At 37.9% G+C, this 22619-nt stretch carries 18 protein-coding genes and 1 pseudogene; 10 read left to right on the forward strand and 9 right to left on the reverse strand.

Going from position 1 to position 22619, the window contains the following annotated elements:
* The first annotated feature begins 166 nt into the window (after positions 1-166).
* Positions 167-1453, forward strand: coding sequence for an MFS transporter (locus OQ267_RS03825; protein WP_265834971.1), 1287 nt, complete (start codon positions 167-169; stop codon positions 1451-1453).
* Between the two features lie 167 nt (positions 1454-1620).
* On the opposite strand, the gene OQ267_RS03830 is transcribed toward OQ267_RS03825, so the two are convergent.
* From OQ267_RS03830 to OQ267_RS03840, 3 genes are all read right to left on the reverse strand, one after another.
* Positions 1621-1836, reverse strand: a complete 216-nt coding sequence (locus OQ267_RS03830) for a PLDc N-terminal domain-containing protein (RefSeq protein ID WP_088299542.1) — start codon at positions 1834-1836, stop codon at positions 1621-1623.
* A gap of 14 nt (positions 1837-1850) precedes the next feature.
* A complete protein-coding gene (locus OQ267_RS03835; protein WP_088299541.1) occupies positions 1851-3602 on the reverse strand; it encodes an ABC transporter ATP-binding protein in 1752 nt (583 codons plus the stop codon).
* Between the two features lie 104 nt (positions 3603-3706).
* A complete protein-coding gene (locus tag OQ267_RS03840; protein WP_265834972.1) occupies positions 3707-6862 on the reverse strand; it encodes a TonB-dependent receptor in 3156 nt (1051 codons plus the stop codon).
* A 142-nt stretch (positions 6863-7004) separates the two neighbouring features.
* On the opposite strand from OQ267_RS03840, the gene OQ267_RS03845 reads away from it, so the two are divergent.
* Together OQ267_RS03845 and OQ267_RS03850 are read left to right on the forward strand one after the other, a co-directional pair.
* Positions 7005-7205, forward strand: a complete 201-nt coding sequence (locus OQ267_RS03845) for a hypothetical protein (protein ID WP_265834973.1) — start codon at positions 7005-7007, stop codon at positions 7203-7205.
* Between the two features lie 77 nt (positions 7206-7282).
* On the forward strand, positions 7283-7426 hold the full coding sequence (locus tag OQ267_RS03850) for a hypothetical protein (RefSeq protein ID WP_265834974.1): 144 nt from the start codon (positions 7283-7285) through the stop codon (positions 7424-7426).
* Positions 7427-7653: 227 nt separating this feature from the next.
* Here the strand turns inward: OQ267_RS03850 and OQ267_RS03855 are convergent.
* Together OQ267_RS03855 and OQ267_RS03860 are read right to left on the reverse strand one after the other, a co-directional pair.
* Positions 7654-7986 (reverse strand): annotated as a pseudogene (locus OQ267_RS03855) (Imm70 family immunity protein); the annotation flags it as partial.
* A 59-nt stretch (positions 7987-8045) separates the two neighbouring features.
* On the reverse strand, positions 8046-8591 hold the full coding sequence (locus tag OQ267_RS03860) for a transposase (protein WP_265834975.1): 546 nt from the start codon (positions 8589-8591) through the stop codon (positions 8046-8048).
* A gap of 66 nt (positions 8592-8657) precedes the next feature.
* On the opposite strand from OQ267_RS03860, the gene OQ267_RS03865 reads away from it, so the two are divergent.
* Positions 8658-8948: a hypothetical protein gene (locus OQ267_RS03865; protein ID WP_265834976.1), complete on the forward strand. Its 291-nt coding sequence runs from the start codon at positions 8658-8660 to the stop codon at positions 8946-8948.
* 78 nt (positions 8949-9026) lie between these two features.
* Here the strand turns inward: OQ267_RS03865 and OQ267_RS03870 are convergent, their stop codons facing one another.
* Both OQ267_RS03870 and OQ267_RS03875 read right to left on the reverse strand, forming a co-directional pair.
* On the reverse strand, positions 9027-10337 hold the full coding sequence (locus OQ267_RS03870) for an amidohydrolase family protein (RefSeq protein WP_265834977.1): 1311 nt from the start codon (positions 10335-10337) through the stop codon (positions 9027-9029).
* 1 nt (position 10338) lies between these two features.
* Positions 10339-13359 carry an amidohydrolase family protein gene (locus tag OQ267_RS03875; protein ID WP_265834978.1) on the reverse strand — a complete coding sequence of 1007 codons (3021 nt, stop codon included), beginning with the start codon at positions 13357-13359 and terminating at the stop codon, positions 10339-10341.
* Positions 13360-13474: 115 nt separating this feature from the next.
* Here OQ267_RS03875 and OQ267_RS03880 point away from each other — a divergent pair, with 115 nt between their 5' ends.
* The 6 genes from OQ267_RS03880 to OQ267_RS03905 all read left to right on the forward strand — a co-directional run bounded on the left by OQ267_RS03880 (position 13475) and on the right by OQ267_RS03905 (position 19212).
* Positions 13475-13918 (forward strand): cytochrome B, encoded by a 444-nt coding sequence (locus OQ267_RS03880; RefSeq protein ID WP_088302513.1) that lies wholly within the window; start codon positions 13475-13477, stop codon positions 13916-13918.
* A gap of 508 nt (positions 13919-14426) precedes the next feature.
* Complete coding sequence (locus OQ267_RS03885) at positions 14427-15824, forward strand: anthranilate synthase component I family protein (protein WP_265834979.1); 1398 nt, start codon at positions 14427-14429, stop codon at positions 15822-15824.
* 24 nt (positions 15825-15848) lie between these two features.
* A complete protein-coding gene (locus tag OQ267_RS03890; protein ID WP_088302515.1) occupies positions 15849-16433 on the forward strand; it encodes an anthranilate synthase component II in 585 nt (194 codons plus the stop codon).
* Between the two features lie 53 nt (positions 16434-16486).
* Positions 16487-17269: an indole-3-glycerol phosphate synthase TrpC gene (trpC, locus tag OQ267_RS03895; protein WP_265834980.1), complete on the forward strand. Its 783-nt coding sequence runs from the start codon at positions 16487-16489 to the stop codon at positions 17267-17269.
* A gap of 154 nt (positions 17270-17423) precedes the next feature.
* Positions 17424-18503: a mechanosensitive ion channel family protein gene (locus OQ267_RS03900; RefSeq protein WP_265834981.1), complete on the forward strand. Its 1080-nt coding sequence runs from the start codon at positions 17424-17426 to the stop codon at positions 18501-18503.
* Between the two features lie 307 nt (positions 18504-18810).
* Positions 18811-19212 carry a hypothetical protein gene (locus OQ267_RS03905; RefSeq protein WP_265834982.1) on the forward strand — a complete coding sequence of 134 codons (402 nt, stop codon included), beginning with the start codon at positions 18811-18813 and terminating at the stop codon, positions 19210-19212.
* Positions 19213-19315: 103 nt separating this feature from the next.
* On the opposite strand, the gene OQ267_RS03910 is transcribed toward OQ267_RS03905, so the two are convergent.
* Positions 19316-21598: a Tex family protein gene (locus OQ267_RS03910; RefSeq protein ID WP_265834983.1), complete on the reverse strand. Its 2283-nt coding sequence runs from the start codon at positions 21596-21598 to the stop codon at positions 19316-19318.
* Between the two features lie 316 nt (positions 21599-21914).
* Positions 21915-22616 (reverse strand): SAM-dependent methyltransferase, encoded by a 702-nt coding sequence (locus OQ267_RS03915; RefSeq protein WP_088302521.1) that lies wholly within the window; start codon positions 22614-22616, stop codon positions 21915-21917.
* Positions 22617-22619: the final 3 nt, after the last annotated feature.

The following is a 22619-nucleotide window of genomic DNA, read 5'->3' on the forward strand; positions in this document are numbered from 1 at the left end:
ATTTAGGTAAGGCGGGAATTTAGGAAGGTTGCATGTTTAGGCATTTAATTTACCAGCTAACCTGTGCTACGCCTCACCAACTTATCTGCAAAATAATCTATTTTAAGTATTTATCTATTCCAATAATTCCATTTCAAAGCTTAATTTTGCAGATAAACTCTTCTCCGTGTCAGATTCAAATTCTAACTTCGTAATCGTTAAACCAGATCCATTCGCCGCATTGCGTTATAAAGAATTTCGGTCCTTTCTGGGTATGCGATTTTTTTTTACACTGGCTTACCAGATGCAGGCAGTTGTTATCGGTTATCATATTTATGATTTAACTCATGATCCGCTAAAGTTGGGGTTGGTAGGACTATGTGAAGCTATTCCTGCTATCGGAATTGCACTTTATGGCGGTTACATTGCTGATAAAAGTGAAAAGCGTGGCTTACTGATTAAAATTTTCTCTGGTGTTTGGCTGGCTTCGGTTTTAATGCTGATCATTACCAGCCGGTATCTTCACCTTAAAGAAGATTTGATCGTACTCGTGATGTATAGCCTAGTCTTTTGTATTGGTATTGCACGTGGTTTTTTTGGTCCGGCAACATTCTCATTAATGGCCGAAATTGTACCTAAGGAATTATACCCCAATTCCAGTACCTGGAGCAGTAGTACCTGGCAGTTAGCCACCATTATCGGCCCTTTAACAGGAGGTTTGGTCAATTGGTTATGGGGTATTACTGCAGCTTATAGTGTGATTGTTATCCTGGTTTCTATCTCCTTAATTTGCATCTTCACATTAAAAAAACACCCTTCAAAATATGTTCCAAAGGAAAATATCTTTCATAGTTTAAAAGAAGGAATTCAATTTGTATTTAAAACCAAGATGATGGTCTGGGCAATGAGCCTTGACCTCTTCTCTGTCTTTTTTGGTGGTGCTGTAGCACTATTGCCCATCTTTGCAAAAGATGTATTTCATTTGGGATCATTTGGCTTAGGGATGATGCGTGGAGCAGCATCTTCAGGTGCTGTAATCACCATGCTGCTGATGACCAGATTTTCGCCTATGGGAAAACCCTGGCGTAATTTATTAATTGCGGTTACCGGATTTGGGCTCAGTATTATTTGTTATGGGCTTTCAAGAAACTTTTACTTCACCCTATTCTTCTTGTTTTTGGAAGGATCATTTGATAGCGTTAGTGTGATCATCCGTCAAACCATCATGCAATTGCTTACACCTGATGAAATGCGTGGGCGGGTTTCTGCCGTAAACAGTATGTTTATCGGTTCATCTAATGAAATTGGAGAGTTTGAATCAGGTTTGTCTGCTAAATTATTAACCCTGGTTCCTGCAGTTGTTTTTGGTGGCAGCATGACGATTGGAATTGCATTTGTTACCTGGTTAAAAACTAAATCGTTAACGAAGCTAAGCTTGCAGGATATTAATGAACAAACTGCGAATGCGGTTTAGTTTTTGAAAAGCTGTATTATATCTAGACTTATCACGTTGAGGGATAATTTATTTCAGCAATTACGTCAATGATAGCCTGTCAAAATACTGTTATAAGTTCTTCAACTGGCCCGGTATAACATTTCAATTAATAATACCAGCCTCTTAAAATCAATTGCAAAAAAAGTTTAAAACTTTCTATTCTTACCCCAAACCAAATAAGCGATTGATCCTATAAATGGGGCGAACAGGATAATAATAAACCAAAGTGCTTTAACCGGAAAAAGCATATTGGTATTTCTTGATAAGTGATATAAGGTTATGATTATAAATGCCAGCCATAGTATTGCGGCAATAATGATAATGATCGCAATTTGATTGCTTTCTACTTGTGCTAATAACATATGACGAAGATTTATTAAGCTTCAACAATCCTTTCGCCAATTTGTTGGCGCCACATGGCCTGATACAAACCATTTTGTGCAATTAAAGCTTCATGTTTGCCTTGTTCAATGATATGGCCTTTCTCTAAAACGTAAATCACATCAGCATGTTTAATGGTTGATAAACGGTGTGCAATTAAAATAGTAATGTGATCAGTTAAATTCGAAACGGAACGAATGGTTTTGGTTATTTCCTCTTCTGTAATAGAATCCAATGAAGAAGTGGCTTCATCAAAGACTAAAATATCGGGTTGGCGCAACAATGCCCTGGCAATTGATAAACGCTGCTTTTCTCCGCCTGAAACCTTCACACCACCTTCACCAATCAATGAATCTAAGCCTTTGTCAGCCCTGGCCAGTAAAGTTTGACAAGCTGCCTGATTCAATACCTGAAAACATTGTTCGTCGGTTGCATTCGGATTTACAAAAAGTAAGTTCTCTCTGATGGTGCCTGAGAACAGTTGTGTGTCTTGCGTTACAAAACCGATTTTCTCACGCAAAGCGTCAAGATCAATCTCTTTGCTTGGTATTCCGTTATATAAAATTTCTCCTTCTTTAGGCTGATATAAACCTACTAAAAGTTTTACTAAAGTTGTTTTTCCCGAACCCGAAGGACCAACAAAGGCTATGGTTTGACCGTTATGGGTTTTGAAGGAAATATTTTCCAAAGCATTTCTATTGGCCGTTTGATGTTTAAAACCGACAGTGCTAAACGTTAAATCTTTAATTTTTTGAATGGAGATCGGGTTTTCAGGTTTTTTATCAATTGGCGTGCTCAGAATTTTTTTAAAGTTTCCTAAAGACACTTCCGCCTCGCGCCAGGCTAAAATCACATTTCCGAGCTCCTGCAATGGTCCGAAAAGGAAGAAAGAGTAAAAAAGGAATGTTAAATACTGGCCAGCAGTGATAGCATTATCGAAAATAAGTAGTAGCAGGACCAGAATCATGGTGCTTCTAACCAGGTTAACTGTGGTACCCTGAACAAAACTCATACTGCGGACATATTTCACTTTTTTGAGTTCAAGGCCTAAAATTTTATAAGTGGTTTTGTTTAACCGTTCAATTTCCTGGTTGGCCAGGCCCAAACTTTTAACCAGTTCAATATTTCTTAATGATTCTGTAGTAGAACCTGCCAAAGCGGTTGTTTCACCAACAATAGAACGTTGAATGGTTTTAATTTTCCGACTTAAAAACCAGCTGACAAAACTAATAATTGGGATAGCTGTAAAATAAACCAAAGTAACCTTATAACTGATAGAAACGGAATAAACGATTACAAAGATCATCCCGATTAAGCTTACAAATAAGATACTGATGAAAGAGGTGATAAACTTTTCAGAATCTAAGCGGACTTTCTGTAAAATGCCCAAAGTTTCGCCACTGCGCTGATCTTCAAAAACCTGGTAAGGTAATTTTAAAGAGTGCTGCAAACCGTCAGCATACATTTTAGCACCCACTTTCTGTACAATTACGCTTGTAAAGTAATCCTGAAAGTTCTTGGCTATCCGTGAAACCATGGCTGCACCAATGGCTAAACCAATTAAGCCCAGTGAGCCCCAAAGGTATTGGGCATAGGTTAATTTGTCTTTTTGATTAATGAAACGGTCCAGAATTCTTCCGGTGATATATGGATCTAAAAGTGAAAAGCCAATATTGAAACCCGCCAGCAATAAAGCCAAAGCCACAATCCACTTGTGGTTTTTCAGGTAGTCTAATAATAATCCCATTAAAGTTTTGTTGTTTATTGTACAAACATAAAAAAAGGGAACGGATTAAAATCCATTCCCTTTTTTTATGACTTTTTGGAAAGATACAGGGTATCTTTCAGTGACTAAAATCCGTATCTCAAACCGATTTGCGCCTGCCAAGGGTTACCCGATGGAGTTACAATACCGGTGTTATTTACCCTGTATGAATATGCTTTTGCAGCATTGTCAAATCCTGTTACAGCATATAAAGCTTGGGATCCTAAAGTTTCGTTAACACCCCATTTCTTGTTTAATAAATTTCCAAAGTTGAAGATATCTCCGGAAATTTCAATATTATGTGTTTTATAGATTTTAATTTTCTTGGCTATACGTAAATCAACAATGCCATAGAAACTGTTAACACCACCATTACGCTCCGCAATTTGACCTGAATATTTATTTATATAATCTTTTAAGCTTTGGCTTGCAAGTGGATTATCCAGGAGGGTTTGCAATCCAGTACGAACACTGGCAGGAACATTTGAATTATTTCTGTCGAAAACAAAAGCTAAATCATTTGTAGCTACGAAATCACCATTGATATTTCCACCGGATAATAAACTATAACGCGTACCGCCAATTCCTGAATAACGTATACCAATAGTTATACCGTAGAATGTAGGTAATGTTCCGTAAACCACTACTTTATTACGAAACTGACCATCTGAGTATGACATCTTACTTAAATCTCTCGGATCATCTTTTACTGGAAGTGAAAGTGTCGCGGTATTAGCTACATTACCGTTATATGAAGTATTATCCTTAGCATCATTATAAGTAAAACTTGCAGAGATTTCTCCATCTCTAAAATAATTCCAAGTAGCATCTAATACAACAGCAAACTGGTTTACTTTCCCTTTGCTGTTCATTTCCAGCACACGACCAAATTGGTTAGTTAAGCGACCTAATTTCCAATCTGCAACACCGTTGCTTGCATTTACGGTTGGTACAAAAACACCTCTGTTTCCTTCATTAGCTAATGTAAAATATGGATTAGCTACCATGTTCCGATCAACATACATATAGTTATTACGGCCTAAAGTTGCATAACCTGTAATCCCAACTTTAAATTTATCAGTAATTAATTTACTGTATGATAAGTTGGCTTTATAAACTACAGGAACCTTTGCATCTTCAGCATATGTGTTGATCGTTGGTAATTGTTGGGAAACTAAAGTTGGGGTTGCAACGGTGCCATTTCTATATCCTATAAAATTAGGAGTTGGAACAAGTTCATTAAATACATCAACTGTAGCGAAGTGCTTACCATCAAAAGTAAGGTTGTTAATAGTCATGTAATTATTAATATCTGATCCAAAGATACCAGCACCAAAACGTACGAAGTCTGTTCTGTTTTCATTAATGTCCCAATTAAATTGAATTCTTGGCTGAATTAAGAATTGTTTTAATTTATGATCTGTTCTGATTCCGATTGCATCGAACAATTGTTGATTCAATGGTGATGTAGGGTAAGAACTATAATCAACACGTAAACCACCTACAAATTCTAAGCCTTTAGCTAGGTTAGTTTGCATTTGACCATATAAAGCTGTGTTCCATATTCCAGCTTTAACCGTAGGATCTGCCATCAATGGCACTTCACGGTAATATCTATTAGGGATTAAGTTATCAAAGTTTTGTAGAGAGCTAATCGTTGTTCCTGTGTTACGGTATTCAAAACGACCATTTACCTCACTACCATAAAGTGATTTTGCATTTGTGTACATCACATCAACACCAAAAGTATATTTGATCTTATCCGTGTTATAATAAAAATTATCTACCAACTGTAAAACGTTATTGGTAAAGCCTTCCTGTCCAAAGCGGTGACCACCTATTTGAATATCAGTTCCAACAGAAGCGCCATTAGAAAGTGTAGACGGTATATTATACACCTGGGCTCTAGGGATTGCACCATTTAATTCGCTATTTTGTGTGCTGGCCTGGTAAGTGTACAAATGTTGAACCTTCAGTTCATTGGTTACCTTACTATTAATGGTTGAACGTAAAGTCGCCAATAAGCTATTATCAACATTTTTATCAGTTCCATAACTTTCAAAAAATGTGATAGCCGTATTATCTGCCAAACCAAGCGGATTTCTATCATTGGTATAGTTATTACGAATGGTTAATAAATTTTTCTCATTAATTTGCCAATCCAAACGTGCGAATGCGGCATCAGAACCACGTTTTTTATCGAAAGTTCCATACTGAGGCGTATTGGCTACACCATATTTTGCACGTGCAATACCAAGAAATTGTTCAAGTGTGCTATTTGTAATTCTAAACCTAGCTTCATCTTCAGGGCCATTTACATCAGCAATAATTAACGGACGAGCATCTCTCTGGTGATCCCAACCCACAAAATAATGTAATTTATCTTTGATAATCGGACCGCCTAAAGTAAAACCATATTGGTAAGTAGAGAAGTCGTTATCACGCTTTACACCTCTGATATCATAACGAGAGGATAACCAGTCTGCTCTTCCATACATGAATGCACTTCCGCTTACGGTGTTTGTACCTGATTTAGTTACTGCAGTTACGGTACCCCCACCTGCTCTGCCTAAAGTAACATCATATTGATTAGTGACTACCTTAAACTCACGGACAGCTTCGATAGAGATAGAATATGGCGCACCACTACGGCTTGTTGTGGCCCCTGCTGAAGTTGGGTTTTTAGCATTCATACCATCAATTGTGTAGTTGGTTGATGAACCTAGCTGGCCTGAAATATTTCCACCTCGACTCAATGGAGATAAATCCATTAAATTAGAGAAATTGCGACCATTTACAGGTAATTGATTCATGGTTTTAGCTGAAATCTCTGTGGAAGCGCCAAAATTCTGAACCTTATTTCTTAAGCCTGATGCTACAACTTGTACAGCTTCCAAATTTTGTGAGGCTTCTTGCATGGCAACATCAACCTTAACCACATCGCCAAGATTAAGCATATAACCATTTCTGTTTTGCTCTCCAAAACCAACATAAACTGCTTTAACCGTATAAGGTCCGCCTAATGGTAATTCTTTAAATGTATATTCTCCCTGGGCATTAGTAGATGTTCTGGTGGTAAAACCAGTAGAGTTGTTTTTAATTTGTACAGAAACGCCTGGGATTGGTTTCTTTTGTTCATCCGTCACAATTCCGGAAATTGATGCTTGTGTGGTTTGTGCCATTACCGAGTTAGTGGTATAGCATAGAAACAGCATCACTGCAATTAGTAAATTTTTAATCATGATCAGTTTTTGATTTGTTATCTGACCGCAAAGGTGTTATTGTAGTGTTAAGCTGATGATGATTTTATATTATGAAATGGTTTAGAAATTATTCAATTTTTGAATAGATGTTAAATTAAAGATTTCTGATTTATCAATATTTTTGTTGATATCTTATGAACAGGTAGGTAGATATTTCTGTGGGTGTCTCACGAATGGGGAGTTGGATGTTTCGGTTGGTGAGACACCAACCGATAGGGGAATGGCCGCCCAAAACCACACCGGAGAAATTACCATTGGCGATTCGCATGAGTATGGCCAGGTTGATAAAATCCTTTCGACAAGGATTTTATCAACCAGCTGATTATAAAATATTTAAAAACCTTTACTCATTTTAAAGATAACAGCATCATCCAAACCTGGAATGGCATTTATCCGAAAATGAAAAACGGCGAAACCGAACTGGTTATGGCAGTAGCACCAGGGGTAACCATCATTAATGGTTTAGGTGGTAATGGCATGACTTTATCTTTTGGATTGTGTGAGCAGGTAATCGGTGCACGGTTTAGTTCACAAACCTTATAGGTTTTATAATCGATAGGGTTTAATGTGGTTATAACTGCTTCATTAACTCTAAAAATTATTTCATGAAGATTTGCTTGATACATTGTATTTGTTCAGGAATTAAAAATTAATCATCATGCTAATTGATAAACTTCTACCAGGCTATTTAAAGTTTACATAATTAAAGTTAGATTTTATCGGTTGGTGAGACACCAACCGATAGGGGAAAGTAATTGGTTAAAAATGTTTTATATATCTTTGATGCAGATATCTTCTTCAATCTCTTCTGAGGCTACTATTGATTTTTCTATTGCATCTATCAATTTATATCCCTCATTTGTTACAAAATAATTTTCCATACTGGTAATTTCAGAACCCCATAGAGGAATTTCACTCAAATCCTCAAAATTCCATACGATTTGGTCTGGATGCAGTTCTTTCAATTCTTGCCTTAACTTTGATATTTCTTCTTTAAACTCATCAATATTATTTTTGTTAATACAATCGTTGTATAAGTCATTCATGATTAATGGATATTTGCTTCCCCAATTGTTATTTTCTAACTTAACATAAATCGTAGAAAAAAAACTATTAGATTATCGGTTGGTGTCTCACCAACCGAAACCTGACACCGCTTCAACTAATCTCTAAAATGAGTAAGTATTTTAAAATTATCAATCCCGTTTTCATAAAAACCAGCACTACTCCAAGTATAATCTTCTATAGATTCGCATAAATTCCATTTTTCCTTAGTTGGATTTTCATGTATATAATCTAATTTCTGAATTAATATACCTTCAGAACTTAAGGGGATAGCCAAAGGGTCTCGCTTCCAAAACTGGTAGTTACGGTCTTCTTTTATTGATCTATATTTCTTAAGTAAATTTGGCGAATGAGTTATTAAATGTTTTCTAAATTGATGGGCGGTAAATTTTGTGAAACTTGCTGCAGGACTTTCTTTCCCATTTAGCTTTAACATCTTCCAGATGAGATGGATATGATTAGGCATAATAACATAACCATAAATCTCTATTAATTTCTGTTGAGTTAGATACTGAAGAGAATTAATAACAATCATCTTAAAATGATCATCTGCCAGTAAGTGATCAAAATGGCAGATAGTGTCTGTGTAGAAATAAGGATAATTATAATCCATTTGTCCCTGTCTTTTGTGAAAAATACTCATAATACTTTTTTAGATTAGAGGGAAAATAAAAGCAATATAGGATTTTTCAGGTTAATATTTCGGTTGGTGAGACACCAACCGATAGGAAAAGTTTATGATGGTTTTTATAGACAAGTAAATTTTCCTTCTAATTTTTTCGCTAATTCATTGGTAATTAATCCATCGATAGCAAATGATATTGAAAGTGTTGAGGTTTTGTACGGTGATGCGAGCATCCCCTATGATTTTACGCCTGTTTCAAGATTTGACGAAACTGAAAGACATATTTATGCTTCTAAAAATGAATATCCATTACAATTTGGATTAAAAATTGCATTTAAAAATGGTATTATAGTTTATAAAGTAATTTCCTTTTAGTGATCGGTTTTTTAAATTAGATTTAAACAAAAACGGCCAATAAATTAATATTGGCCGTTTACTATTAAACTATTTAATTTACTTTTTCTCAGCTGCATATTTGTCGCTAAACTTCTTATCCAGCTGCTTGTGCAAATTATCCAGATTAATATCCCTGCCCTGAATAAAAGCCTGTTCTACTTTGTTGGTTCTCATATCTAGCGCATCACCTGCAGAAATAAAGAATGTGGCGTCTTTGCCTGTTTCAATGCTTCCGGTGGTTTTATCAACGCCCATTACTTTTGCGGCGTTTAAGGTGATGGTAGATAATGCCTTTTCTTTATCTAATCCCCAGGCGGTAACGGTACCCGCCATAAAAGGCAGGTTGCGTTGTTGCCAGTAACCATCAATGCTTAATGAAACATTTAAACCTGCATTAGCCAAAATAGCTGCATTTTTATAAGGCATGTTCACATCATCATCGTTATTGTTTGGCAGGGCATGAGGTTGTTTAACCACTAAACTGATATTGTTCTCTTTTAAAAAATCGATCACCAGGTAAGCTTCATCAGCACCCGTGATTACAGGCGTAATCCCATATTTCTTGGCAAAGTTAACTGCCGCAACAATATCCTTCTGACTATCAGCTGTAATAAATAATTTTTCCTCACCTGAAAATACTCTTTTCATGGCTTCGAAACGGGTATTAATCACTTCAGGTTTGCCCAAATCAGCATAAGCCTTTGCTTCAGCAAAGAAAGAATTTAACTGATTAATGGAACTTGCTGTTCTTTCGGCCAATGCTTCTGGCGACAATTGCGGTCTGCCAAACCCTCCGAAACCACCTCTAAAACGTGGCGTAACCGGCCAGGTCATGTGCATGGCATCATCTTTTCTCAGCGCTGCATCTTCCCAGTTCCAGGCATCCAATTGTACCACTGATGAACTTCCGGAAATGATTCCGCCTTGCGGAGTAGGTTGTGCCATTAAAACACCATTACTCCTTAAAGTTGCAGGTACCTTTGAATCGGTATTATAAGCCACAATGGAGCGGATGTGAGCGTTGAAATCACCGATCTCCTGAAAATCGAGGGTTGCTTTCACCGCTTCAATTTCTGTTAATCCTAAATTGGTGGTAGCAGCGATAAAACCTGGATATATATGTTTTCCGTTGGCAGAAATCTGGGCGACATCACCTTGTGGTACTTGCCCGTTGGCTGTGACAGAGACAATCTTTCCATTACTAAAAATAATGGTGCCGTTTTCGATGATGGTACCATTGCCAACATGAACGGTTGCACCTGAAATAGCAATGGTTTTGCTTTGTTTTTTAGCTGGCGAAATGTTTGCCTGCGCAATACACATCAGGCTTGTTGCCGAAAAAGCCAGACTTAATAAATAGGTTTTCATATTAGTGTGCATGTTCGTTCTCGGTTAGTTCTGCTGAATAATTTTCTAATGTTTCGCAATTATATAAGCGAGGAGCATCGCCTGTGGGGCGTTGCATTTTTCCACCTTTACTTTTACTTTCCAGCATTTTCTGGATTAAACGTGCTTTTTCTGCTTGTTGAGATTTAATCAGCTGCGCATCTTTTTCAATGTCCCAGTAAGCAATCCCATCAACAAAAGTCTTCTCTGCTTTGGCATAAATAGAAAGTGGATTAGCCGTCCAGATCACTACATCTGCATCTTTGCCTGCCTTTAAGCTGCCTACCTGATCAGCTATGTGAAGCATTTTAGCCGGGTTCAACGTTACAAATTTCAAAGCATCTTCTTCCGGAACGTTACCGTATAAAACTGATTTTCCGGCTTCCTGATTTAAGTGACGTGCCATCTCTGCATCATCAGAGTTGAAAGCGGTAGTTACACCCACATTGTGCATAATTTTTCCGTTGTAAGGAATGGCTTCAGCCACCTCATTTTTATAAGCCCACCAATCTGAGAAGGTGGAGCCGGCAATACCGTGTGCCTTCATTTTGTCGGCTACTTTATAACCTTCCAAAATGTGCGTAAATGTGTTGATTTTGAATCCTAAGCTATCGGCAACATGAATTAACATATTAATTTCGCTTTGTACGTAAGAGTGACAGGTAATAAAACGTTTGTTGTTCAATATTTCTACAATCGCATCCAATTCCAAATCTCTGCGAACGCTATTGCCTTTAACCGACATGGCTTTTGCATATTCTTTGGCGCGCGTAAACTCATCCACAAAAGTCTGTTCTACCCCCATCCGCGTTACCGGGAAACGGGCACCGGTACCGAAGTTACTTTGCTTTACGTTTTCACCCAAAGCGAATTTGATGAATCCATCAGCACCGGCAAATTTCAGTTCTTCCGGTGATTTACCCCAACGCAGTTTAATTAATTGCGACTGACCACCAACCGGGTTTGCAGAACCATGCAAGATATGTGAAGTGGTTACACCACCAGCCAGCTGGCGATAAATATTCACATCCTCAGAGTTGATGATGTCGGCAATCCGAACTTCTGCAGATACCGATTGTGCCCCTTCATTAATGCCACCACTACCCGCAATATGCGAGTGTTCATCAATAATGCCGGCAGTGATGTGTTTGCCTGTGGCATCGATTACTTTTGCACCACCAGCCGAAAGGTTTTTACCTACTGCCTTGATTTTTCCGTTTTCTAAAAGTACATCGGCATTTTGAAGAATACCGTCTTTTTCATTGGTCCAAACGGTACCATTCTTAATTAAAACAGTTTCCTGTTTTGGTAATTCTGTAGCACCAAAGGCACCAAAAGGGTAAATTACCGATCCAGCTGCAAGGCTTGGTTTAGGCTCGTCTTTCTTTGGCGTCTCTTTGCCCGCCTCTCTATAAGTCGCCGTAAATTTTCCTGTTGATCCATCAGCCAATGCAGATTCACCTTTAATGGTAATTGGATTTGCAGAAGTAATGTAGCCGCTTAAACGAACATCACCTTTAGGATTTTTCTTTAAATTAAAATTAATGCTGACCCAATCGCCATTTCTGGTGAAAGTGGCTGTAGTTTTAACACTATCTGTACCAGTTCTCTCGATGGCTGCGGTTGACCCACCACCAGTTCCGGTAATTTTTAAGGTTAAGGCACCCACACCATCAACATTCAGATTATAGGTTCCACGAACATCACTTACGTCCATTTTATTTACAATGAAACGTTTGCCCTGTACCCAGTTTTCGAAAATGATGTTTCCGTTTTTGAAAAGGTTATCTGATGAAATCAGGAAGTTGGCCACTTTGCCTTTTTCTAATGAGCCAACCTTATCATTGATGCCTAAAAGTTCTGCAGGAATAGTGGTGACTGCTAGTAGGGCTTGTTTTTCAGTTAAGCCATTTTCAATTGCTGTGCGGATATTCGCCCAGAAATCTCTGCTACTTTCTAATCCAAATGCTGTTAAGGCAAATTTAACGCCCGCTTTTTCTAAAACTGCCGGATTAGTGGGTGCCAGTTCCCAGCCCTTCATTTGGGCTAGAGTTAAATTTCTGGCTTCAGCAGGATCTTCCACATCATAAGCTTTTGGGAAGGCCAATGGAATAATTAAGCTTGCACCTGTTGCTTTAACCTCATTAATGCGCTGATATTCGTCTCCTCCGGATTTGATGATGTACTTTTTGCTAAATTCTTTGCCGATTTTATCTGCACGGAGTACGTTTGCCCAACCATCTACCTCAAATATTTGTGGAAGTGCTTGTTGTTTAGCAAACTCATCTAAAGATATATTATATTCCGCTTTTTGCTTGCTATACCACTGGGCATCATAATAGGTTTGGCGCAGTAATGCAATTGAACCCATTAAAGATGTTGGATAATCATTTGATGACGTTCCTTTATTGAAGGAATAATTTGCTGCAGTTTGATCTTTTAGAATTAAGCTGTTGTCCGCATCTTCATTTAAGGTTACGGCTGCAGAAACACCTCTGGCAATCCCATCCCGGTTAATGACGTTAACACTGCCGAAGCCTACTTTACGTAATTCATCAGCTTTTTTGCTGTCAGCAGAAAAAACATTCTTAACATAAGTTTCAGGTTTGATGGCTTCATTCCAGCCATAAGCCCCTTTTTTAGTTGAAACAAATATCGATTGTCTTTGTGCACCAAATCCGCGTGGTTGAACAGCCGCTTCTGTAATGCCATAACTAGTAAAGGCATCAATTAAAGAAGGGTAGATAAATTTTCCTTTCAAATCTACGATCACGTATCCTTTTGGTACCGATAATCCGGCGCCCACCGCCTGAATAGTCTGGCCTTTAATTAAAAGTGTAGCATTTGTTAAAGTTTGGTTGGCATTAACTACGATTGTTGCGTTGGTAAAAGCAAACATTCCAGGCCTGGTATCATATGAACCATTTACAGGAAAGGTAGTTTGCTGAGCAAATACGAATGTAGTAGAAAATACCAGCCCAATGGCGAGTAAAATTTTCTTCATAATAAGTTTAGGGGTTTAATTTTGTTTAAAACTAATATAAATAAGCGTTGAATATGTTCAATAACCTATTTTTTACAATTAATGTCTATTTTTGAGGAAACATATTTGAATTAAAATGTATAGTATCTTAAAATCTGCGCACTCCGGATGGCGCTACATCGTATTAATTTTATTATTGGTGGCTGTTATCAATGCATTATCTGGCTGGTTTGGTAAAAAAACGTATACTGAAGGTAATCGTAAGTTGAATGTATTTACACTCATTAGTGCACACATCCAATTTTTATTAGGACTAGTGCTTTTCTTTTTAAGCCCTTTAACTAAATTGCCAATGAGTGATACCATTGGTAGGTATTTCAAAGCAGAGCATACTTCTATGATGCTTATTGCTATTATTTTAATTACAGTAGGTAATGCTAAATCAAAAAAAGTGGCTGATGCTCTTGCAAAACACCGCACCATCGCTATTTTCTTTGGCCTGGCGTTGGTTATTATTATCGTATCGATCTTAATGATGACTAAGAGTATTCCGGGCAGAACATTTTTCGGGGTTTCTTAGTTGGTTTTAACCGCCAAGAAACGCTAAGCTTTTCGCAAAGTAGCGCAAAGGTTTAACCACAGCGCAACTATATATTTACAAAGGGCATAAAGCAAAAGGCTTGGTGCCCTTTGTAATTTAACTCCATTTGCTCCTTGGTTATCATTTAAAATACCAGCTTGGGGTTCTTTGAGTTTGTTGTTCCCGCCCTTTGCGGTTAAATGTTATCATGCTTAATGATCTTGGTGAACTTCATTTTTAAATCTATTTTTAATTTATTTTCATAAAAATTTCCGTTTTTCAAAATTCTTTATATTTTTGCTCCTCATGATCAAAAATATACATACATGGCTTTGGCAAAGTAATTCGAACGAATTGCGCTGGCTGCGTATGAACAAAATATAGTTTATCAACCTAAACCTTATTAAAGAACCATTAAAGCCCGGCGTAGAACCACACGCCGGGCTTTTTATTGTTGAAAAAAATACCAGAATGCAAACCATAAGCCTTACACCATTTTACCTTTATCATGTATAAAATAAATACGACTTACAAAAAAATGCTTGCCGATACCACTACGCCTGTGAGCATTTATTTACGCTTACGTGATGTGTACCCGAACAGTATCTTGTTGGAAAGTTCAGATTACCACAGTAGAGAAAATTCCATGAGTTTTGTTTGCGCCGATCCTGTTGCTGGTATCATTTTAAAAGGTTCGCGACTGGAAACTTATTTTCCTGATGGGACGGTTGAAATTACCGAAAGCAAGAACCTGATTGATGAAATAGCGGATTTTAAAGGCAAGTTTAAGGAAACAGAATTGCCTGAAATTAAATTTATTTCGAGTGGTTTGTTTGGCTATTTTACCTGGAATGCTGTTCAGCATTTTGAAGATATTAAATTTGTTTCTGAAACACCGGACGGCGAAGAAATTCCGGAAATGCAATATCATTTGTATCGGTACCTGATCGCTATTGATCATTTTAAGAACGAAATTACCTTATTTAAAAATACATTTGATGAGGAAGAAGAGGGTGGCCTTGAAAAAATGGAATACCTCATCCAGAATAAAAATTACCCTGAATATAAGTTCCAGATCAGGGGGGAAGAGTCTTCAAACCTGACCGATCAGGGATTTATGGATTTGGTAGAGAAACTTCAAAAGCATATTTACCGCGGTGATGTATTTCAGATCGTGCCTTCAAGAGCATTCAAACAGGCTTTTTCTGGTGATGAATTTAATGTATATCGCTGCCTGCGCTCCATCAATCCATCGCCTTACTTGTTTTATTTTGATTACGGGAATTTTAAGCTGTTCGGTTCTTCACCGGAGGCACAGATTACCATCAAAAACAATTCAGCTAACATTTTCCCCATCGCAGGAACCTTTAAACGTAGCGGAAACGATATTGAAGATGCAGAACAAGCGAGAAAATTAGAGCAGGATCCGAAGGAAAGTGCCGAACATGTGATGCTGGTTGACCTGGCCCGCAATGATTTGAGCAGGCACTGTAATCGGGTGGAGGTGAAGTCTTTTAAAGAAGTTCAATATTATTCGCACCTGATCCACCTGGTGAGTAAGGTAAGCGGGCATTTACAGGAAAATGTAAGTGCTTTTAAAGTCGTTGCAGATACTTACCCGGCCGGAACGTTAAGTGGTGCACCAAAGTACAAAGCCATGCAGCTGATTGACGAAAATGAAAAATTGGGGCGGAATTTTTACGCCGGTGCCATTGGCTTTATGGGTTTTAATGAAGATTTTAACCATGCCATCATGATCAGAACTTTTATGAGTAAAAACAATGAACTGCATTACCGTGCAGGTGCAGGCATTGTGGCAGATTCTGTTCCTGAAACAGAAATGCAGGAAGTGAATAATAAAATTGCAGCCTTGCGGAAAGCAATTGAGATGGCAGCAGGTATCTAGTTTGGAGTGAAAGAAGAAATTACAATGGAAAATATAGATAAAAAAACCGTACTGGTCATTGATAACTATGATAGTTTTACTTATAATCTGGTTCATTTGATCAATGAGGTGGGCTATGAAGCTGTAGTATGGCGAAATGATAAATTCGATCTGGCAGATGTTGCTAGGTACGATAAGATTTTGCTTTCTCCGGGACCAGGGATACCTGAAGAAGCCGGGTTGCTGCTGGATGTAATCAAAACCTATGCACCAACAAAAAGTATTTTTGGCGTATGTTTGGGGCAACAGGCAATTGCAGAGGCATTTGGAGGTACCTTGCTGAATCTGGGCAGGCCCATGCACGGCATTGCAACACCTGTAACAGTGGTAGATGGTGATGAACCTTTGTTCTGGGAATGTCCCCAAACAATTAATGTTGGCCGTTACCACAGTTGGGTGGTGAGCAAAGAAAACTTTCCGTCGTGTTTAAAAATTACGGCCAGGGATCATAAAAGTGAAATAATGGCGTTAAGACATGAAACGTTAGATGTGCGGGGAGTACAGTTTCATCCTGAAAGTGTATTAACAGAGCATGGTAAACAAATGATGGAGAATTGGTTGACTTCTTAAAAGGGCTTTGTCATTGTTTGTATCTCGTAATGACAACTAAAATTTAAAAAAAAATGAATATTTTAGATAAAATCGTATTACGAAAAAAAGAAGAAATTGCTGATGCAAAGCAGTTAATTTCTGTACAGGATTTAGAAAAGGTAGTTCATTTTAAAAGGACTCCTCATTCATTCAAAGAATTTTTGCTGGCTGAAGATCGTACAGGAATTATTGCAGAGTTTAAGCGCCGTTCGCCGTCTAAAGGCTTAATTAACGGCGTTGCTGATGTGGCTGAAGTTACGCAGGCTTATAATCGGGCAGGTGCCTCTGCACTTTCTGTGTTAACTGATGTAGACTTTTTCGGTGGTAAAACCGATGATATACTGGCGGCCAGGGCTGCAAATGATATTCCTATTCTGCGGAAGGATTTTATGATTGATGAATATCAGATACTGGAAGCAAAAGCCTGGGGTGCCGATATCATTTTACTAATTGCGGCGATTTTAACGCCAAAACAGATTAATGATTTTGGAAAATTTGCACATGATCTGGGTTTAAATGTTTTGTTGGAAGTGCATAACCTCGAAGAATTAGAACGAAGCATTTGTCCGAACCTGGATGCCATTGGTGTAAATAACCGGAACCTGACCGATTTTACAGTTGATATTCAAACTTCTTTTAATCTGGTGAACAAAATCCCTAATGAATTTTTAAAGATTTCAGAAAGTGCCATCAGCGATCCGAAAACCATCAGTGCTTTAAAGGCTGCCGGTTTCCATGGTTTTTTGATTGGCGAAAATTTCATGAAAACTTCCGATCCCGGAGCTGCAATAAAAGAATTTATAGCACAGATTTAATGCTGCTAAGCTTTATGCCACAGATTTTCATAAATTATTTTTAATCTATGAATCTGTGGCACTTTTATGTATAAGAATGGCTTTCCAAACAATCATTAAACGCTGTTGTTAGATAGAGGAATAAGCTCTAATATTTAACCAACAAATTTCGTTTATGCAGTATCTCGACCACTTTTTTGGTTACTCCATCCCTTTGTTATTAAAAAATGTGATTATTGGTTGTATTGCCATTTTATTGGGAATCATTATAAAATTTATAATCAGTAAAACCTTCATTCTACTTTCACGCTGGTGGGATTCTATTGTCATTAAATCTACCATCAAACACCTTAAAAGGCCGGTAGCGGTATTTATACCTTTATTGTTGCTCAATTTTTCGCTGGATTTAATGGTAATGCCTGCCAAAGTCAGGGTGCCGGTTGAAAAAATGCTCGAAATGGCACTTACGGTAACATTTTCCCTCATTCTAATCCGATTAATTAATGTACTCGAAGATTTTTTATTTTTAAAATATGATCTTAACAAGGAGAATAACTTAAAGGAAAGAAAGATTCGTACGCAATTACAATTTATCAGGAAATTTATTGTTTCACTGATCATTATCGTTACCGCCGCCATCATCTTGTTGAGTTTCGAAAGTATGCGTAAAATAGGTGCTGGTTTACTTACAGGTGTAGGAATTGGTGGTATTATCATCGGTTTCGCCGCACAAAAATCTTTAGGGAATTTACTGGCTGGTTTCCAGATTGCATTTACACAACCCATACGTATTGATGATGTTTTAATTGTGGAGGGTGAATGGGGACGAGTGGAAGAAATAACGTTGACTTACGTGGTCGTAAGTATCTGGGATCAAAGGAGGTTGATTTTGCCCATCACTTATTTTATTGAAAAGCCCTTTCAAAACTGGACCCGGGTATCAGCTGATTTGCTTGGAACGGTTTTCCTGTATATGGATTATACGATTCCAATTGAACCACTTCGGCAAGAACTGACCAGGCTTTTAACCAGCAATCCGCTTTGGGATAAAAGGGTAAATGTGGTTCAGGTAACGGATACCAATAAAGATGGTTCCATCGAAATCAGGTTTTTAATGAGTGCCTCAAATTCTTCAAGGGCTTTTGATTTACGCTGTAATGTTAGGGAAGCAATGATAACTTTCATCCAAAATAACTATCCTGAAAGTTTACCAAAAACAAGGCTGGAGTACAAAGATAAATTTGCAGGTTTATAGAATCTTCAGAGTCTAAGATATTTCTTGGGTAAAAATATTCTCAATTCTAATGAGAATAAACTTTTCTATAGAAAAGATTTATAGAAAGGTTTTTGACTTGCAATGCAATCTTGAATTTATATCGGCCATGTGTAAAACATTTGTGTATGCTTTTTTAAGCGGTTAAATTGATAGATTTCGAAAAAAGGCAAGAAATGTTCGGAAAGTATGATTTTAACTACCTGTAAACTGGTATATTTTGGGTTGAAATGAGCTTTTGGCATTTAATTTGGATTGGTGTTTTAAGAAATTAAAAACTAAAAAATCTATGAAAAAATTTAAACTGCTGCTATCCCTTTCCCTAATTTTAGTAACAACATTTTTGTTCTCTTGTAAAAAAGACGAAACTACACCAACTGATCAAAATACCTATCCCAGAAAAGTATCTGTAGAATATAGAATCACTTCGCCGTCTGGCCTTACAAGTTTATATAGCATTGTAAGAAGAAATGCAACAGGAGCAACAGAATTGTTTAGTGATCAAGTACTTCCTTATTCTTATAAGTTTGATATGACTGTTAAACAATTTGATGCCTTATTAATCAGTGGAACGTCAAACACTGGCGGTACAATTGAATGTGAGATTTTAGTTGACGGTAAGAGTGTTGATAAGAAATCTGGTAGTGGAAATACCTTAACGGATATTACTTCAACTTATGTATTTCAATAATTAAATTTTAAAATAAATTTATGCACAAAAGGCTTTCTTGTTTTATCAAGAAAGCCTTTTTTAATGCATTTGTGCTTAATTTTGTTTTCCTTTTATAGATCTATTATTTAAACATCCCCTTCAGCTTCGCCAGTTTCTCCTGCAAATCACCATCAGCATCTTTTATTTTCGGTTGTGGTTTTTGAGCAAAGTTACGTGCTCCTTGCTCCTTACTATTTGCTCCTTGTTCCTTGCTCTTTAGTCCATGTGGCTTAGGACTAAGCTCCGTTTTCATCGATAAAGAGATCCGTTTACGTGCCGCATCAACTTCCACTACCGTTACTTCTACTTTTTGATGAACTTTAACGATGTCATTTGGGTTAGCCACAAAACGATTCGCCAATTGACTGGTATGTACCAAGCCATCCTGATGGACACCAATATCAACAAAAGCACCGAAATTAGTAATGTTGGTTACAATTCCCGGCAGCTTCATGCCTGCCCTTAAGTCAGCAATTTCATTGATGCCATCTGTAAAGCTGAATGCTTCAAAAGCTTCACGTGGGTCACGGCCCGGTTTTGCCAATTCCTTTAAAATATCATTCAAAGTAGGTAAACCGATTTCATCCGTTACATATTGTTGTGGCTTAATCTGTTTCTGTAATTGCGTATCTTTGATTAAAGCCGAAACAGTTGTACCTAAATCCTTCGCCATCTGGTCTACAACACTGTAACGTTCAGGATGAACGCCACTGGTATCCAAAACATTTTCGGCATTGCGGATACGGAGAAACCCTGCTGCCTGTTCATAAGCTTTATCGCCCAAACGAGGAACTTTTTTCAAACTTGCCCGGTTCTTAAAAGCACCATTTGCGTTTCTATAATCTACAATATTCTGCGCTAATGTTGGTCCGAGGCCGGAAACATAAGCCAGGATTTGTTTAGATGCTGTATTTAATTCCACACCAACCGCATTTACGGCACTGATTACGGTATCATCTAAGCTGGCCTGTAACTTACTCTGATCTACATCATGCTGGTACTGGCCTACACCAATCGATTTTGGATCAATTTTGACCAGTTCAGCCAATGGATCCATCAAACGGCGACCAATGGAAACTGCACCCCGCACCGTAATATCCTGGGTAGGGAATTCTGCTCTGGCTACTTCCGATGCAGAATAAATGGACGCACCGCTCTCATTTACCATTACAATGGTCACTTTTGGAAGGTTTAAACCGCGAATAAATGATTCCGTTTCCCTGCCTGCGGTTCCGTTTCCAATGGCAATGGCTTCAATATGGTATTTTTCGCAAAGCTGTTTTATCGTGGCTTCGGCATTTTTTACATTACCTTGTCCGGTATGCGGATAAATAGCTGTATTTTCTAAAAGCTGACCTTGTTTATCCAGACACACCACCTTACAGCCGGTACGAAACCCAGGGTCAATGGCCAATACATTTTTTTGTCCCATTGGGGCTGCCAGCAGGAGTTGGCGGGCATTTTCCGCAAAAACTTTAATGGCTTCTTCATCGGCTTTTTGTTTGGTTAGCACCCGAAGTTCGGTTTCCATGGCCGGCTCAAGCAGGCGTTTGTAACCATCTTCCAATGCCTGCCGTACTTGCTGTGAAGCGACATTCTGGCTGGTAATGAACTGATTTTCAAGGATTGCTATGGCATCTTCAGCAGGTGGCAAAGCATCTAATCTTAAAATTAATTCTTTTTCACCACGCCGCATGGCTAAAACCCGGTGAGAAGCAGCTGTTTTAGCAGGTTCAGTCCAGTTAAAATAATCTTTATACTTAATGCCTTCTTCTTCCTTTCCTTTTATCACTTCCGTTTTGAAAACAGATTTCTCCTGGAAATAGCTACGCATTTTAGTCCTGGTATCCACATTTTCAGAAATGATTTCAGCGATAATATCTCTGGCTCCGGCCAATGCTTCATCAAGCGTATTCACACCCTTTTCCGCATCAATAAATTTGTTGGCTTCTGCATTCAGATCAAATTTTTTCTGATCAAGAATTTGTAAGGCCAAAGGTTCCAGACCTTTTTCCCTGGCTACTGAAGCACGGGTTTTACGTTTAGGTTTGAAAGGCAGATAAATGTCTTCTAAAAGTGAAATGGTTGCTGCTTCGTTGATTTTTTTTTCAAGTTCAGGTGTTAACTTCCCGAGCTCGGTCATTGATTTTAAAATCGCTTCACGACGTTTGTCCAGGTCCCGCAGTTGCAAGGCCCTATCGCGAACAGCTGCTACTTCAACCTCATCCAGGCTTCCGGTTAATTCTTTACGGTATCGTGAAATAAAAGGCACTGTTGCACCTTCATCCAGTAAGTTAATGGTGGCGGTTACCTGTTTTTCTGCAATGTTTAATTCTGCAGCAATTATTTTATGATGGGCTAACATATATTGATCTCAATATTAAAGGAGCAAAGCTAAACAGGATTTACGGGATTCAAGGATTTTTGGAATTAAGTTTTCCACCGAAAAATGTGGGAAAATTTTTAGTATACTTATCTTTTTTGATTAGCAACTGATCGCATTTATAGTTGCTCTTGCTTTTTTGCGAATGTTATCTTCAATCCAGTTTAAGTCGCTTAATCTTTGTGGTCATTTATGGTTGCAAAGTGTATAAATCGATTATACATGAATGCTTTGGTTTACAGTCTATATTAACTTTAATGAAATAAAAATGGTCTGTGTGACACAGACCATTAATGATTTAATACAACAAGAATATGGTCGGTTTTTTATGAAGGTCAATTTCCTCCTTGCGCCAGTTGTAAACGCTTTGAGTTTTGATGTATTCATCTTCAGAAGTTAAATTGCTTGCCACACAAACCTGCGTGTTTGGTTTGCAGCTTTTAAGCACTTCTTCAAATAACTGGTTATTGCGAAAAGGTGTTTCAATAAAAATCTGTGTTTGTTTATAACGGCTGGCAGATAAATCCAGATCTTTGATGCGCTTGGTACGCTGTTCCTTATCAATAGGTAAATATCCCCAGAAAGCAAAGCTCTGTCCATTAAAACCAGAAGCCATTAAAGCCAGTAATATAGAACTGGGGCCAACCAAAGGCACTACTTTAATTCCACGTTTATGTGCTTCAGCTACAATGTCTGCTCCCGGATCTGCAATGCCGGGGCAACCTGCTTCACTCATTAAACCCACATCTTTACCTGCAGCAAGCTCTACAAAAAACTGACCCAAATCGGTACGGTTATGTTTTCCATAATCATGAACGATTAAATCTTTCTGGGGTGTTTTCAAACCAGCTTCCTTTAAGAACCGGCGGGCTGTTTTGCTATTTTCTACAATATAGGTATCAATCTGGTTAATGGTCTCTACCAGATAGGGTGTAAAAGTTTTATGTGCTGCCTCTTCTGCCAGAGGAACAGGAATAAGATATAAGGTGCCGTTTTGCATGGT

This window comes from Pedobacter sp. MR22-3 (genome assembly GCF_026240075.1).
Taxonomy (GTDB): Bacteria; Bacteroidota; Bacteroidia; order Sphingobacteriales; family Sphingobacteriaceae; genus Pedobacter.